Consider the following 14776-nt stretch of genomic DNA (forward strand, 5'->3'; position numbering starts at 1 on the left):
GCGGTGTCGAATCCGGCGGGTGGTGTGCGCACGACTCGGCACATACCCGCCGGTGGGCGGTATCGACGCAGGTAGACCGATAATTGGTGCGCAGGGGCCGGGTCGGCGGATGTTAACGTCTAGTGAGCTGCGCTGATCGCGAAAGGTGTGGGTGATGTCGGCGACCATCTCACTCGTCGAAGCCGCCGACCCCCAGGGGTTGACGGCCGCCGCCGCACAGCTGCAGACCAAGATCACCCACCTGGACACGATCATCACCGCCGAGCGGTCGGCGCTCGCCGCCCTGGCCGGCGGCTGGGAAGGCACCGCCGCCGACGCGGCGCTGGCCCGCGGCGAACAGCACCTCGCGCAGCAGGAACAGCTGCGCACCCGGTTGACCTCACTGCAGGCCACACTGGCCGATGCGGGCGCCAACCTGTCCGCGCTGCGCACCCGGATCCTCGACGTGGCCGCCCAGGCCCGCAGCCTCGGCGGGCTGGTCCGCGACGACGGCACCGTGATCGCGCTGACCTCCGGCGGCCTGATGACCCCCGACGTCGCCGCCGCCTACACCACCACGCTGAAAACCCTGCTGCAGACCTTCGACCGGGTCGACCAGCAGAGTTCGCAATCGGTCATCCAGGCCCTCGGCGACGGCGCCGACACCGGGGCCGAGGCCCCACCGGAACCGGACATCGACGACCTCAAACCGCCCGAGGGCGCCACCGACACCGAGGTCAACCAGTGGTGGGACGGGCTCTCCGAGGAGGACCGGCAACGGCTCATCCACGAGCGTCCGGAGTGGATCGGCAACCTCGACGGGGTCCCGGCCTCCGCGCGGGACCAGGCCAACCGCAACCGGTTGGAGGGGTTGCGCGACGACCCCGGGCTGACGGTCGAGGAGCGCGACACGATCGCCGCGATCGATGACGCATTGGAGGGCGAGGAGCGGCAACTGCTGGTGCTCGATTTCGACGGTGAGCACCCGAAGGTGGCGGTCGCGCTGGGCGATGTCGAGACCGCGGACCACGTCAGCGTCTATGTGCCCGGGACCGGGTCGGTCACCTATGACAAACCCGACGCGGGCAATGATCTGCCGACGTATGTCGAACAGTCGGGATGGCTGAAGGCCGAGACCGAGCGGGTACTCGAGCAAGCCGGCAGATCCGACGAGACCGTCGCGACTGTTGCCTGGCTCGGCTACGAGCCCCCGGCGAATGTCGCACAGGCCGGAAGCCCCCACTACGCCGATGACAACGCACCGAAACTGGCGTCGTTCATCAACGGCCTCAACAGTTCCCGCGACACCGACCCGAATCTGACCGTGCTCGGCCACTCCTACGGGTCCCTGGTGGCCAGCGAGGCACTGCAACGCGGGACCGCGGCGGACAACGTGGTGTTCATGGGCTCACCCGGACTCGAGACCAATGTCTGGGAGTGGCACAAGAACGTGACTCCCGAGAAGTTGCACCTCAGCGAGGGACACGTCTTCGTCCAGCATGCCGACAACGACATCGTCGCCAACCTCGGCCGGTACGGCGCCGTCATACCGTCGGAGCTGCCCGGGTTCATCGACCTCTCGACCAACGCCGAGTCCACACCGCTCGGCCCGCGGGACGCGTCGAGCGGCCACAGCGAATACTCATTCATCAACAAGACCGCGCTCTACAACCAGGCGGTGGTGGTGGCCGGTCTGGGACAGGACGACCGGTTCATCCGAGTGGAGGATTGATGTGGCGATTGGCGATCTCGGCACTGCTGGTGCTCGCCCTGACCGGGTGCGGTCCGATGTTTGAAAGCGAGTACACCGGACGGGCCGACGGCGACCACGGTCACGGCACCCCCGGAGAACTCGGCGAACTCCTCAACCGCCGCGACGCCGAGGACGTCCTCGCCGACCGCGACCGGATGATCACCGAGATCACCACCGAGCTGACCAGAATCGTCCCCGGATCCGAATGGCTGCCGAACCGCAAGGCAAGTGAGACTCCCTGCGGCGACTTCGGGTCGACTCGCGGGCGGTCCTACATCAGCCGGCACTACACATCGAAGGTCCCGGTCCCTGCCGAACTGTGGGATGAAGCCTCGCAGGCGGTCATCGACATCGCCGCGAGATACGGGTACACCGACGTCATCAGTCACACCGAGAATCCCAGCGACGATCACGCGAAGGATCTCGTCATCGAGGACGGCGAGGGTGGCCGCCTCGCCTTCGGATCGATGGTCGCGGCCAGCATGTACGTCGGAACCGGCTGCTACCTCACCGCCGAGGACAAACGCAAGGCCCGCGAAGCAGCGCCGAAGTGAACCGCGACGCGCCGCACGCGGTCAGCACCCATTGGTGCTAGCATCCGGCCCGACCGTGGCAAACTTCGCCGCGTCGTCAGAAAAGGTCGCCAGAAAGGGATGCCATGATCCGGGCAGGTGCCGCGCTGATCGGAGCCGCAGCGTTGACGATCCTCGCCGCCGCATCGCCGGCCGCCGCCGACCCGGCCGGACCGGCCGACGCGGCCGCCGAGCCGCACCCGGTCTCCTATCTGATCGGCCGCTGCTACGACCCGAGCCAGCCGGTCGAGGAACGCCCGGAGCGGATCCTCTACAACTGCGAGGGCACCGGGCTGATGCGGGAGATGACCTGGACGCAGTGGGACGCCGAGGGCGCCCGCGGCACCGGGATCGACGAGTCGGTGGAGTGCAAGCCGAACTGTGCGGAGGGCCCCCGTCTGGTCAACCCGATCGTGGTGCACGCGTGGAACCCGCGGCCCGCCGACGACGACCGCTGCCCCGCCGACGTGCAGTTCTACGCCGACATCACCATCGCCTACCCGCAGGGTGTGCCGCCCTGGATCGTGCCGGGCACCACCTGGGACGAAGGCACCGACTTCGTGATCATCGACGGCATGCCCGCGGTGCACTTCTCCGATCAGAAGCCGTTCAGCTGCATGCCGCTGGGTGAGTAACGGCCCCCGTCACTCCTCGTGCAGCACCGGATCGGGTTCCAGGTGGGTCAGCCCGTTCCAGCACAGGTTCACCAGATGCGCGGCCACCACCTCCTTCTTCGGCTCGCGCACGTCGAGCCACCACTGCGCCGTCATCGACACCGACCCCACCAGCGCCTGGGCGTACAACGGCGCCATCTCCGGATCCAGGCCGCGGCGGGAGAAGTCTCCGGCCAGGATGGAGGAGACCTGGTTGACCGCGTCGTTGAGCAGTGTCGAATACGTTCCGGAGGTGATCGCGGCCGGAGAGTCGCGGATCAGGATCCGGAACCCGTCGGTGCGTTCCTCGACGTAGGTCAGCAGCGCCAGCGCCACCCGCTCCACCCGCACCCGGGAGCGGTTGTTGGTCAGCGACGATGTGATCCCGTCGAGCAGCGCCGACATCTCCCGGTCCACCACCACCGCGTACAGCCCCTCTTTGCCGCCGAAGTGCTCGTAGACGACCGGTTTGGACACGTTCGCCCGCAGGGCGATCTCCTCTATCGACGTGCCTTCATACCCGCGCTCGGCGAACAGCGACTTGGCGATCTCGATCAGCTGCTGCCGTCGTTCGCTGCCGGTCATGCGGGCGCGGGGGGCACGCACGTGAGTCTCAGGCTTGTCGGGCACTGCCACGCTCGCCAGCCTATCGGCTTCGACTAGAGTCTCAGTGCGAACAATCCGTCGTGGTGTAATTGGCAGCACATCAGATTTTGGTTCTGAGAGTTCAGGTTCGAGTCCTGGCGACGGAGCTCAAGCTCCGCGAGCGTGCGCAAATGTACATCTCCAGCGGCGTGTCGGCGTGCAGACGCGCACTGTCGCGCAGAACGGTCAGGGAAGGGCAGCGATGGCGTCCCAGCAAGCCGAGTCCCAGCAACCCCAGCACCCACACCAGCAGCTCCAGCCTCAGCTGACCCCGGAGCGTCCCGGCACCGCCGTGGTCGTGCTGGCCGCCGGCGCGGGCACCCGGATGCGCTCCGACACCCCCAAAGTGCTGCACACGCTGGGCGGACGCAGCATGCTGGCGCACGTCCTGCACTCGGTCGCCCGGATCGACCCGCAGCACCTGATCGTGGTGCTGGGCCACCACCGCGACCGCATCTCCCCGGCGGTCGAGGAGCTGGCCGCCACGTTGAACCGCCGCATCGACATCGCGGTCCAGGACCGCCAGCTGGGCACCGGTCACGCCACCGAATGCGGGCTGGGCGCGCTGCCCGGCGACTTCACCGGCACCGTGGTGGTCACCTCCGGTGACGTCCCGCTGCTCGACGCCGCGACCTTGTCCGAGCTGGTCGCCGCACACACCGCCACCCCGACCGCGGCCACCGTCCTGACCACCACGCTGGGAGATCCGACCGGCTACGGCCGGGTGCTGCGCACCCAGGACGGCGAGGTCATCGGCATCGTCGAACAGGCCGACGCCACCGAATCCCAGCGCCAGATCCAGGAGGTCAACGCCGGTGTCTACGCCTTCGACATCGCCGCGCTGCGGTCGGCGCTGAGCCGGCTGCACACCGACAACGCCCAGCAGGAGCTCTACCTCACCGACGTGATCTCGATCCTGCGCAGCGACGGCCGCACGGTGCGGGCCAACCACGTCGACGACGCCACGCTCGTCGCCGGGGTCAATGACCGGGTGCAGCTGTCCGCGCTGGCCGCCGAGCTCAACCGGCGCATCATCAAATCCCATCAGCTGGCCGGCGTGACGATCATCGATCCGGCCACCACCTGGATCGACGTCGACGTCACGATCGGCCGCGACACCGTGATCCGGCCCGGCACCCAACTGCTCGACGGCACCAGCATCGGCGAGCACTGCGACATCGGCCCGGACACCACGCTGTCCGACGTCGCCGTCGCCGACCGGGCCACGGTGTGCCGCACCCACGGCACGGCGTCGCAGATCGGCCCGGGTGCGACGGTCGGACCGTTCAGCTATCTGCGCCCCGGCACCGTGCTCGGCGCCGACGGCAAACTCGGCGCGTTCGTGGAGACCAAGAACTCCACAATCGGGACCGGCAGCAAGGTGCCGCACCTGACCTACGTCGGCGACGCCGACATCGGCGAGCACAGCAACATCGGCGCGTCCAGCGTGTTCGTCAACTACAACGGAGAAACCAAGAGCCGCACCAGGATCGGCTCACACGTGCGGACCGGCTCGGACACCATGTTCATCGCGCCGGTCACCGTCGGCGACGGCGCCTACACCGGAGCGGGCACCGTGCTGCGCGAGGACGTGCCGCCCGGGGCGCTGGCGGTGTCGGCCGGACCGCAGCGCACCATCGAAGGCTGGGTGGCCCGCAAGCGGCCGGGATCGAAGTCCGACCTCGCCGCGAAGGCCGCCGCCGAGCGCGACGGCGACGACACCCCGAAAACATCCTGAGCATCCGCTCAGCACGGTTGTTGCCAACCCCGCCACGGCGAAGCAGAACCGCTACGTAGGATTGAGGCCGGAAATCGACCCGGCGAACCGGCGAGGCGGCGAGGAAACTGTGGGCACCGAGTGGACCGAAAACCGCAAGAATCTGATGTTCTTCTCGGGTCGAGCGCACCCCGAGCTGGCCGAACAGGTGGCCAAGGAACTCGACATCCACGTCACCGCGCAGACGGCCCGTAACTTCGCCAACGGCGAGATCTTCGTGCGGTACCACGAGTCGGTGCGCGGCTGCGACGCGTTCGTGCTGCAGAGCCACCCCGCGCCGCTCAATGAGTGGATCATGGAACAGCTGATCATGATCGACGCGCTCAAGCGCGGCAGCGCCAAGCGCATCACCGCGATCCTGCCGTTCTATCCCTACGCCCGCCAGGACAAGAAGCACCGCGGCCGCGAACCCATCTCGGCCCGGCTGATCGCCGATCTGCTCAAGACCGCCGGGGCGGACCGCATCATCAGCGTCGACCTGCACACCGACCAGATCCAGGGCTTCTTCGACGGGCCGGTCGACCACATGCGCGCCCAGAACCTGCTGACCGGCTACATCAGGGACAACTACCCCTGCGACAACATGGTCGTGGTCTCCCCCGACTCCGGCCGCGTGCGGGTGGCGGAGAAGTGGGCGGACTCGCTGGGCGGCACCCCGCTGGCGTTCATCCACAAGACCCGGGATCCGCGGGTGCCCAACGAGGTGGTGTCCAACCGCGTGGTGGGTGAGGTCGCCGGGCGCTGCTGTGTGCTGACCGACGACATGATCGACACCGGCGGGACCATCGCCGGCGCGGTGAAGCTGCTGAAGGAGGAGGGCGCCAGCGAGGTCATCGTGGCCGCCACCCACGGCGTGCTGTCACACCCGGCCCGCGACCGGCTGGCCGAGTGCGGTGCCCGCGAGGTGATCGTCACCAACACGCTGCCGATCGGCGAGGAGAAGCGCTTCCCGCAGCTGACCGTGCTGTCGATCGCCCCGCTGTTGGCCAGCACCATCCGGGCGGTCTTCGAGAACGGTTCAGTCACTGGTCTTTTCGACGGAGATGCCTAGGAGGCGTCGCAGTGGCCGACAACGTCATCTACCACAACCCGCGGTGCAGCACCTCACGTAAGACGCTGCAGCTGCTGCGGGACAACGGCATCGAGCCGAAGGTGGTGGAATACCTCAAGACCCCGCCGTCGCGCGCCGAGATCGCCGAGCTGATCGCCGACGCCGGGATCGACGTGCGCACCGCGGTGCGCAGGAAAGAGGCGCTGTACTCCGAACTCAACCTGGCCGACGCCAGTGACGACGAACTGCTCGACGCGCTCGCCGAGCATCCGATCCTGATCGAGCGCCCGTTCGTGGTGACCCCCAAGGGCACCCGGCTGGCCCGGCCGATCGACCGGGTTCACGAGATTCTATGAGCGCGGCCCGCTACGCGGTCGCCCTCACGCTGCTGGCCGGCGCCCTCGCGGGCTGCGGCGACGACATCCCTGACTACCAGTCGATCTGGACCACCACCCACACGTCGGCGGCACCGACCAGCCAGGAGCCGGTCCCCATCCACCAGTATCTGGAGAGCGTCGGGGTCGTCGGCCGGCCGGTGCCGCCCGACGAGGTGCGCGACTTCACCATCACGCTGCCCACACCACCCGGCTGGCAGCCGTATCACAACCCGAACTTCGCGCCGGGCACCCGGGTGATCGCCAAGGGCGACACGTATCCGATCGCGATGCTGATGGTGTTCGAGCTGACCGGCGACTTCGACGTGGCCCGGGCGATCGAACACGGCCACGCCGACGCCGAGCGTTCGCAGAACTTCAAACGGCTCAACGCCTCCAACGAGAACTGGCGCGGCTTCCCGTCGTCGATGATCGAGGGCAGCTACGACCTCAACGGCCGCCGCATGCAGAGTTACAACCGGATCGTGATCCCGACCGGGCCCCCGCCGGAGCGTCAGCGCTACCTGATCCAGTTGACCGTCACCAGCTTCGCCGAGGACGCCGCCGAACACGGCCCGGACATCGAGACGATCATCCGCGATTTCTCCGTCGCCCCGAAATAGCGCCTCTAGGGTGAGTAGACATGTGGACCGCTGCCGACCTGCCATCGTTCTCCGACCGCACCGTCATCGTCACCGGCGCCAACAGCGGCCTGGGGCTGGTCACCGCGCGCGAACTGGCCCGGGTGGGCGCCAGGGTCATCATCGCCGTCCGCAACACCACCAAGGGTGAGGCCGCCGCCGAACAGATGACCGGCCCCGGCCACGGGCCGGTCGAGGTCCGTGCGCTGGATCTGCAGAACCTCGCGTCGGTGCGCGAGTTCGCGGCCGGCGTCGAGGGTGACGTCGATGTGCTGGTCAACAACGCCGGCATCATGGCGGTGCCGTTGGCCCGCACCGTGGACGGGTTCGAAAGCCAGATCGGCACCAACCATCTGGGCCATTTCGCACTGACCAATCTGTTGCTGCCGCAGATCACCGACCGAGTGGTGACGGTGTCGTCGCTGATGCACTGGTTCGGCTACCTCAGCCTAAACGACCTGAACTGGAAGGCCCGCCCGTACTCGGCATGGCTGGCCTACGCCCAGTCGAAGCTGGCGAACCTGCTGTTCACCAGCGAACTCCAGCGGAGGCTCGACACCGTCGGCTCACCGGTGCGCGCGGTGGCGGCCCACCCGGGCTACTCCAGCACCAACCTGCAGGGCCACACCGGCCGCAGGTTCGGCGATGCGCTGGCCCGGATCGGCAACCGCTACCTGGCCACCGACGCCGAGTTCGGGGCGCGCCAGACGCTGTACGCGGTCGCCCGGGACGTTCCCGGCGACAGCTTCATCGGGCCCCGCTTCGCCATGCACGGCCCGACCGAGCAGGTGGGCCGTAGCCCGCTGGCCCGCAGCGCCGGCACCGCCCGGGCGCTGTGGGAGTTGTCCGAGCAGCTCACCGACACCAAGTTTCCGCTCTAGGGTGTTTCGGCTCCAGGGTCCCCGCGGCGGGACCGGATTTCGCCGCCCGCCGGGGGGTGCGATACCCTGGCTGCCGTCACGGCGAGGGTGGCTCGACCACCGTTATCGACGGGATCACCCAGTTCTGGGTCGCTGTCCCTTGCCGTGTTGAGAACATCAACCGGTACAGGAGCAACACCAGATGGCCAAGTCGTCGGCCCCCACCACCCCGAAGTTGACCGCGACGGTCCGTGAGCGCACCGGCAAGGGCGCATCCCGCCGGGCCCGCCGCGAAGGCAAGGTCCCCGCAGTGCTCTACGGGCACGGCACCGAGCCGCGCCACCTCGAGCTCGACGCCCGCCACTACTCGGCGGTGCTGCGGCACTCCGGCGCCAACACAGTGCTCACCCTCGACATCGACGGGACCGAGGAACTCGCGCTGACCCGTGCGCTGGACGTGCATCCGATCAAGCGCACCATCCAGCACGCCGACCTGCTCGTCGTCAAGCGCGGTGAGAAGGTCGTCGTGGACGTCGTCGTGGTCGTCGAGGGCGACTCCGCACCGGGCACCCTGGTGACCCAGGAGGTCAACACGCTCGAGATCGAGGCCGAGGCGCTGTCGCTGCCCGAGCAGGTGACCGTGTCGGTGGAGGGTGCCGAGGCGGGCACCCAGTTCCTGGCCGGCCAACTCGACCTGGGCGAGGGTGTGTCGCTGATCTCCGATCCCGAGACGCTGGTGGTCAACGTCGTCGCCGCCCCGACCGCCGAGGAACTGGAGGCCGAGAGCGGTGGAGCCTCGCTGGATGAGCAGGCTGCTGCGGCTGCTGAAGCCGGGGCCGAGGCCGCAGCAGCCGAGTCGGAGTGACGGCACTCCGGCATCCATGAGTGAACCGCAGCCGGCGGCCGGACCCCGGCTGATCGTGGGTCTGGGTAATCCCGGGCCCAGATACGCCGGCACCCGGCACAACCTGGGCTTCATGGTCGCCGACATCCTCGCCGGGCGGATGGGCGAGAAGTTCAAGGTGCACAAGAAGTCCGGGGCGGAGGTGATCACCGGCCGGCTCGCGGGCCGGCCGGTGATCCTGGCCAAACCGCGGTGCTACATGAACGAGTCCGGCCGGCAGGTCGGGCCGCTGGCCAAGTTCTACTCGGTGGCGCCCGCCGACATCGTGGTGATCCACGATGAGCTCGACCTCGAGTTCGGCCGGATCCGGCTCAAGTTCGGCGGCGGGGTGGCCGGCCACAACGGGTTGCGGTCGGTGTCGGCGGCGCTGGGCACCCAGGAGTTCCACCGGGTGCGCATCGGCATCGGCCGTCCGCCGGGCCGCAAGAGCGCCGCGGACTATGTGCTGCAGAACTTCTCGGCCGCCGAACGCGGCGAGGTGCCGACGATCTGCGAACAGGCCGCCCACGCGACCGAGCTGCTGCTCGAACACGGTCTGGAACCGGCGCAGAACACCGTGCACGCCTGGTGACCGGTCGGCGCAGTCACCGCCGGATCGCTGGTTGAGCGGGGCCCGCCTGACTAGGCTCGCGATATGCCGTCCGTCACCATCCTCGAGCGGGCGCTCGAGCTGGCCTGCCGCGCCCCGTCTCTGCACAACAGTCAGCCGTGGCGCTGGATCGTCGACCGCACCGACGACGACACCGAGGTGCAGCTGTTCGCCGACCACCGCCGCATCGGGCGGGCCACCGACCGGTCCGGCCGGGAACTGGTGATCAGCTGCGGAGCGGCGCTGGATCATCTGCGGGTCGCGATGGCGGCGGCCGGCTGGCAGGCCGGTGTGGAACGGTTCCCGAACCCGAACAACCCCGACCACCTGGCCACCGTCCGGTTCACCGCACTGCCCGCCGTCACACCCGCCCACCGGGAACGTGCCGAGGCGATCTCGGCACGGCGCACCGACCGGTTACCGTTCGACCCGCCGACGGACTGGTCCACGGTGGAAACGGTGCTGCGGCAGAACGTGTTCGACGACACCGTCATGTTGACCGTCCTGGGTGACGACGCCCGGCCGCGGTTGGCCGAAGCGTCACGGCTCAGTGAATCGCTGCGCCGCTACGACGCGTCCTACCACGCCGAACTGCAGTGGTGGACCACGCCGACGTGGGTGTCGCAGGGGCTGCCGCCGGATGCGCTGCCCAGCGAACGCGAACGGGAGCGGGTCGAGATCGCCCGCGCCTTCCCGGCCCGCGGCGACAGCGACCGGCGTCCCGAGGTCGCCGAGGACCGGTCCACGATCGTCGTGCTGGCCACCCCGGAGGACTCCGTCCGCGACGCGCTGCGCTGCGGGGAGGCGCTCTCCGCGCTGCTGTTGGAATGCACGATGGCCGGAATGGCCACCTGCCCGCTCACCCACATGATCGAGATGCAGCCCAGCCGCGACATCGTGCGCGAACTGCTGGACCGGCCCGGCCTGCCGCAGGTGCTGGTACGGGTGGGCACGACCACCGGTGGTGACGCGCCGCCGCCCACGCCGCGGCGACCGCTGGCCGAGGTGGTGGAGTTCCGCGGTTAGGTGACCAGCGACACCGAGGTGGAGCGGCGCAGCTTGCCCGACGAGGTCTTCGGGATCGAACCCGGGCCGAGCACCACCACGTTGCGGGGCCGCACATCAACCTCGGCGACCACTTCGTGGGCCACCTGGTGCTCGATGCGGCGCACCTCTTCGGGGTCCTGCCAGGCGTTCGACTCGACGGCCACCGCGAAGGTCTCCCGCGAGTGTCCGGCGTCGAGCCGGACCGCGACCGCGCCGCCCGGGCGCACCCCCTCGACGCGCTGAGCCGCCCGCTCGATATCGGTCGGGTAGATGTTGCGGCCGGCCATGATGATGACGTCCTTGACCCGGCCGCACACCACGACGTGGCCCTCCTCGGTGAGGTAGCCCAGATCGCCGGTGTCGTACCAGCCGTGCTCGTCCTGGGCCGGAACGAAGCCGCCCATGGTGACGTAGCCCGGGGTCACCGGTTCGCCGCGCAGCTCGATGATGCCGACGCCGCGGGGCGGCAGGATGTTGCCGTCCTCGTCGACGACGCGGGCCTCCAGGTCCGGCAGCAGCGGGCCCAGCGAGGCGAGCCGGCGGGTGTTGCCCTTGCTGGCGGGCACCGCGCGGCGCAGCGCGGCCAGCAGGTCGGCGTCCACCTCGTCGACGATCAGCCCGGCGCCGCATTCGGAGAACGACACCGCCAGCGTCGTCTCCGCCATACCGTAGGCCGGCAGGATCGCCTCGGGCCGCAGCCCGAACGGCTTGCCGGCGTCGATCAGGTCCTCGACGTCGGCGGGTTCGACCGGTTCGGCGCCCGACAGCGCGAACCGCAGCGTCGACAGATCGAACTCACCGGGCTTGGCCTGCCGGCGCAGCCGCTTGGCCAGCAGCGCGTAGGCGAAGTTGGGCGCCGCGGTCATGGTGCCCTTGTACTTGTCGATCAGCCGGGCCCACAGCAGCGTGTCGCGCAGGAAGTCCATCGGCGTGACCTTGACCAGCTCGGCGCCGAAGTACATCGGCACGGTCAGGAAGCCGATCATGCCCATGTCGTGGAAGCAGGGCAGCCAGCTGACCATGACGTCGTTGTCGACGTCGTACTGGGCGCCGACGAACATCGCCTCGGCGTTGGAGTAGATGTTGCGGTGGGTGATCACGACCGCCTTGGGCGACCCCGTCGAGCCGCTGGTCAACTGCATCAGCGCGACGTCGTCCTCGCTGGTGTCGACCGGGTCGATCGGATCGGCGGCCAGCAGCTGTTCGACGGTGAGGACCTTGATGCCGCGTTCCTCGAGCACCGGGATGGCCGCGGTGAACGGGTCGGACACCACCACCACCTTCGCCGCGATCATGCCGATCACGTTCATGGTGTCCTCGGCCCACATCATCAGGTCGGTGCGCGGGGTGGGCTGGTGCAGCATGGTCAGGCTGGCACCGCGGATCCACAGCGCCTGCGCGGTCGGGGCGATCTCGACGGGCCACCCCGCCAGCACACCCACCGCGTCACCGTGTCCGACCCCGGCGGCGGCCAACCCGCCGGCGATGCGGCGGGCCCGTTCGTGCACCTCACCCCAGGTGTGTCGCACGGGGGCATGGGGCTCGCCGGTGACCATGCCGGTGGTGGCCGTGCGGGCATTGTGGAACATCTTCTCGGTAAATCTGCTCACTACAGCCTCCTGAATCCCGGCGCTGTCACCTGGTTATTCATGTTCCGCCGGTTCGGAAGCACGAATGCAGAGCCACACGCGCACAATTGGGGAGCGATTGCGTCTCGAAACGGTGACGCGTCGGGGACAACGGGCATGACCACGGGATCTGTCTCGGGATCTACGGCACTAGCGGCCGTCCGTCCGCCGGTCCTCGCCGGGGACGAGAACGACGCGTCGCGCACTCGACCGCATGCCCTCACCGCGCTCATCTTAAGATGCTCTTAAGTAGCTGCCAAACTCTAGCCGGGATTGAGGCACGTGTCACAATTCCCGCGCTGCGGTTCACAGCTGCGAGGGTGCGACCGGCGGCGCCGGCACCACCCGGGCACCCTGGATCGGACCGCTGACCACCCGCACCGTGCGGCAGACCCCGGCGCCGGCCAGCTGGGCGCCCACGTCGACCGCGGCCTCGGCCGAAGCGCACAGGAATGCGCAGGTGGGGCCGGATCCGGACACGATCCCGGCCAGCGCCCCGGCTTCGGCGCCCGCCCGCAGGGTGCGCCGCAACGCCGGGTCGAGGCTCAGCGCGGCGGGCTGCAGATCGTTGCCGAGCAGCGGTGCCAGCTGCATCGGGTCCCCCGACGCCAGCGCCGTCAGCAGCGGGCCCGGATCCCGCAGCCGCGGCGGCAGCGACCGCTCTTTTCCGGCTCGCAACCGATCGATCTCGGCGAACACCGCGGGGGTGGACAACCCGCCCGCGGCGAAGGCCAACACCCAGTGGAACGTGTTGCGCGCCAGCACCGTCGCCAGCTTCTCCCCCCGCCCGGTGCCCAACGCGGTGCCACCGTGCAGGGCGAACGGCACATCGCTGCCCAGGCGGGCGGCCAGGGTGTGCAGATCGGCGCGCGGCACCCCCAACTCCCACAACGTGTTCATCGCGACCAGCACCGCCGCCGCATCCGCACTGCCACCGGCCATTCCCCCGGCCACCGGGATGGCCTTGTCGATCGTGATCGCCACGTCGGGGGACCGCCCGACGTGCTCAGCCATCAGCTCGGCCGCCCGCCAGGCCAGATTGCGCTCGTCGGTGGGCAGCCCGTCCACTCCGTCGCCGATGATCTCCACCGACAACACGTCCGCGTTGCGGACGGTGACCTCGTCGAACAACGACACCGCGTGGAAGACCGTGGTCAGTTCGTGATAGCCGTCCGCGCGCAGGTCACCCACTTCCAGGTACAGGTTCACCTTGCCCGGTACCTGCACGGTCACCGAGCCGGTGGGCACCCACTCCGAGGCGGCGTTATCGGACACGGCAGCACCCTATCGCCGCCGCGGACTTCCCAGCCAGTGCGCTTCGGTCCCGGACAATCCGGACACGTCCTCAATTCCGGACACTTCCGAACAATGCGGTGGATCGGTGCCGGCTGCTGACACCAACCCGCCGCGTTGATGCCATCCGGCACCCCGGCCGGTGTGTGAGGGCATAACGTCGGGGACTGTGCTGCGCCGTGGCGACCGGTTCGAGAACTACGTCATCGACGACGAGCTCGGCCGTGGCGGGTCGGCGATCGTGTACCGGGCCCGCGAGGCCGACGGGGGTCGCGTCGTCGCGCTGAAGGTGCTCGACCCGCACCACCGCAGCGCGGCGGACCTCGAACGGCTGCGCCGCGAATACGAGTTCGCCGCCCGACTGGATCATCCCCGGGTCGTGACGATGTACGGCGCCGGGCCGGGCTGGTTGGCGATGGAGCTGCTCGCCGGCGGACCGGTGTCGAATCTGCCCCGGCTGGCCGACCGGCTCACCGCGCTGGCCGATGTCGCGGCCGCGCTGGACCACATCCACTACCGCGGCGTGGTGCACTGCGATGTGAAGCCGGCCAACATCCTGTCCGGGGAGGATTTCGCGGGGACCGGCGGGGTGCTCACCGATTTCGGGGTGGCACATGCGGTGTCGGAGTTCATCAAGCCCGACGCGCACACGGTGTCGCGCCGTCGCGTGCCGGTGGAGGCGTCGCTGGCCTACACCGCCCCGGAGTTGTTCGGCGGCCGGCCGCCGTCGGCCGCCAGCGACGAGTACGCACTGGCCTGTACCGCGGTGGAATTGGTCACCGGCGCACCGCCGTTCGTCGCGACGACCCGGATGGCGCTGATCGACCAGCATCTGCACCGTCCACCACCGGCGCTGTCCCGACGGTTCGAGTGGGTACCGCGGGCCTTCGACTCGGTGCTGGCCCGCGCACTGGCCAAACTGCCGGACGCGCGCTACCCCACCTGCACCGAGTTCATCACGCTGGTGCGCGATGCGTTGGGAACCGGTCCGACGTGACCGGGCAGTGCTG

General features: G+C 69.2%; 15 protein-coding genes and 1 tRNA gene. 13 read left to right on the forward strand and 3 right to left on the reverse strand.

Annotated elements, in window-relative coordinates:
- Positions 1-154: 154 nt before the first annotated feature.
- The 3 genes from CKW28_RS18055 (at position 155) to CKW28_RS18065 (ending at position 2939) form a co-directional block, all read left to right on the forward strand.
- Positions 155-1711 carry an alpha/beta hydrolase gene (locus tag CKW28_RS18055; RefSeq protein WP_040546113.1) on the forward strand — a complete coding sequence of 519 codons (1557 nt, stop codon included), beginning with the start codon at positions 155-157 and terminating at the stop codon, positions 1709-1711.
- Positions 1711-2286 carry an LppA family lipoprotein gene (locus tag CKW28_RS18060; RefSeq protein ID WP_003924082.1) on the forward strand — a complete coding sequence of 192 codons (576 nt, stop codon included), beginning with the start codon at positions 1711-1713 and terminating at the stop codon, positions 2284-2286. The genes CKW28_RS18055 and CKW28_RS18060 overlap by 1 nt, the downstream gene beginning before the upstream one ends.
- A 104-nt stretch (positions 2287-2390) precedes the next feature.
- The gene (locus CKW28_RS18065; protein WP_003924083.1) at positions 2391-2939 is read left to right on the forward strand and encodes a hypothetical protein; all 549 of its coding nucleotides are present in this window, start codon (positions 2391-2393) and stop codon (positions 2937-2939) included.
- A gap of 9 nt (positions 2940-2948) precedes the next feature.
- On the opposite strand, the gene CKW28_RS18070 is transcribed toward CKW28_RS18065, so the two are convergent.
- Positions 2949-3542 carry a TetR/AcrR family transcriptional regulator gene (locus CKW28_RS18070; protein WP_003924084.1) on the reverse strand — a complete coding sequence of 198 codons (594 nt, stop codon included), beginning with the start codon at positions 3540-3542 and terminating at the stop codon, positions 2949-2951.
- A 95-nt stretch (positions 3543-3637) separates the two neighbouring features.
- Here CKW28_RS18070 and CKW28_RS18075 point away from each other — a divergent pair.
- The 9 genes from CKW28_RS18075 to CKW28_RS18115 all read left to right on the forward strand — a co-directional run bounded on the left by CKW28_RS18075 (position 3638) and on the right by CKW28_RS18115 (position 10824).
- Positions 3638-3709, forward strand: a tRNA-Gln gene (locus CKW28_RS18075).
- A gap of 95 nt (positions 3710-3804) precedes the next feature.
- Entirely contained in the window at positions 3805-5340 is a 1536-nt protein-coding gene (gene glmU / locus CKW28_RS18080; RefSeq protein WP_081475421.1) for a bifunctional UDP-N-acetylglucosamine diphosphorylase/glucosamine-1-phosphate N-acetyltransferase GlmU, read from the forward strand.
- A gap of 109 nt (positions 5341-5449) precedes the next feature.
- Positions 5450-6430, forward strand: coding sequence for a ribose-phosphate diphosphokinase (locus CKW28_RS18085; RefSeq protein WP_003924086.1), 981 nt, complete (start codon positions 5450-5452; stop codon positions 6428-6430).
- Between the two features lie 11 nt (positions 6431-6441).
- Complete coding sequence (gene arsC, locus CKW28_RS18090) at positions 6442-6786, forward strand: arsenate reductase (glutaredoxin) (RefSeq protein ID WP_003924087.1); 345 nt, start codon at positions 6442-6444, stop codon at positions 6784-6786.
- Entirely contained in the window at positions 6783-7427 is a 645-nt protein-coding gene (locus tag CKW28_RS18095) for an LpqN/LpqT family lipoprotein (RefSeq protein WP_003924088.1), read from the forward strand. Before arsC ends, CKW28_RS18095 begins: the two co-directional genes overlap by 4 nt.
- A 20-nt stretch (positions 7428-7447) precedes the next feature.
- A complete protein-coding gene (locus CKW28_RS18100) occupies positions 7448-8326 on the forward strand; it encodes an oxidoreductase (protein ID WP_003924089.1) in 879 nt (292 codons plus the stop codon).
- Between the two features lie 181 nt (positions 8327-8507).
- On the forward strand, positions 8508-9170 hold the full coding sequence (locus CKW28_RS18105) for a 50S ribosomal protein L25/general stress protein Ctc (RefSeq protein ID WP_003924090.1): 663 nt from the start codon (positions 8508-8510) through the stop codon (positions 9168-9170).
- A 16-nt stretch (positions 9171-9186) separates the two neighbouring features.
- Positions 9187-9780, forward strand: coding sequence for an aminoacyl-tRNA hydrolase (pth, locus tag CKW28_RS18110; RefSeq protein ID WP_003924091.1), 594 nt, complete (start codon positions 9187-9189; stop codon positions 9778-9780).
- Positions 9781-9843: 63 nt separating this feature from the next.
- A complete protein-coding gene (locus CKW28_RS18115) occupies positions 9844-10824 on the forward strand; it encodes an Acg family FMN-binding oxidoreductase (protein ID WP_003924092.1) in 981 nt (326 codons plus the stop codon).
- On the opposite strand, the gene CKW28_RS18120 is transcribed toward CKW28_RS18115, so the two are convergent.
- On the reverse strand, positions 10821-12455 hold the full coding sequence (locus CKW28_RS18120) for a fatty acyl-AMP ligase (RefSeq protein WP_003924093.1): 1635 nt from the start codon (positions 12453-12455) through the stop codon (positions 10821-10823). The two genes, CKW28_RS18115 and CKW28_RS18120, sit on opposite strands and share 4 nt — an antisense overlap.
- A gap of 324 nt (positions 12456-12779) precedes the next feature.
- The gene (locus CKW28_RS18125) at positions 12780-13748 is read right to left on the reverse strand and encodes a 4-(cytidine 5'-diphospho)-2-C-methyl-D-erythritol kinase (protein ID WP_003924094.1); all 969 of its coding nucleotides are present in this window, start codon (positions 13746-13748) and stop codon (positions 12780-12782) included.
- A gap of 187 nt (positions 13749-13935) precedes the next feature.
- On the opposite strand from CKW28_RS18125, the gene CKW28_RS18130 reads away from it, so the two are divergent.
- Positions 13936-14763 (forward strand): serine/threonine-protein kinase, encoded by an 828-nt coding sequence (locus CKW28_RS18130; protein ID WP_003924095.1) that lies wholly within the window; start codon positions 13936-13938, stop codon positions 14761-14763.
- Positions 14764-14776: the final 13 nt, after the last annotated feature.

This window comes from Mycolicibacterium thermoresistibile, from assembly GCF_900187065.1.
In the GTDB taxonomy this organism is placed as follows: Bacteria; Actinomycetota; Actinomycetes; order Mycobacteriales; family Mycobacteriaceae; genus Mycobacterium; species Mycobacterium thermoresistibile.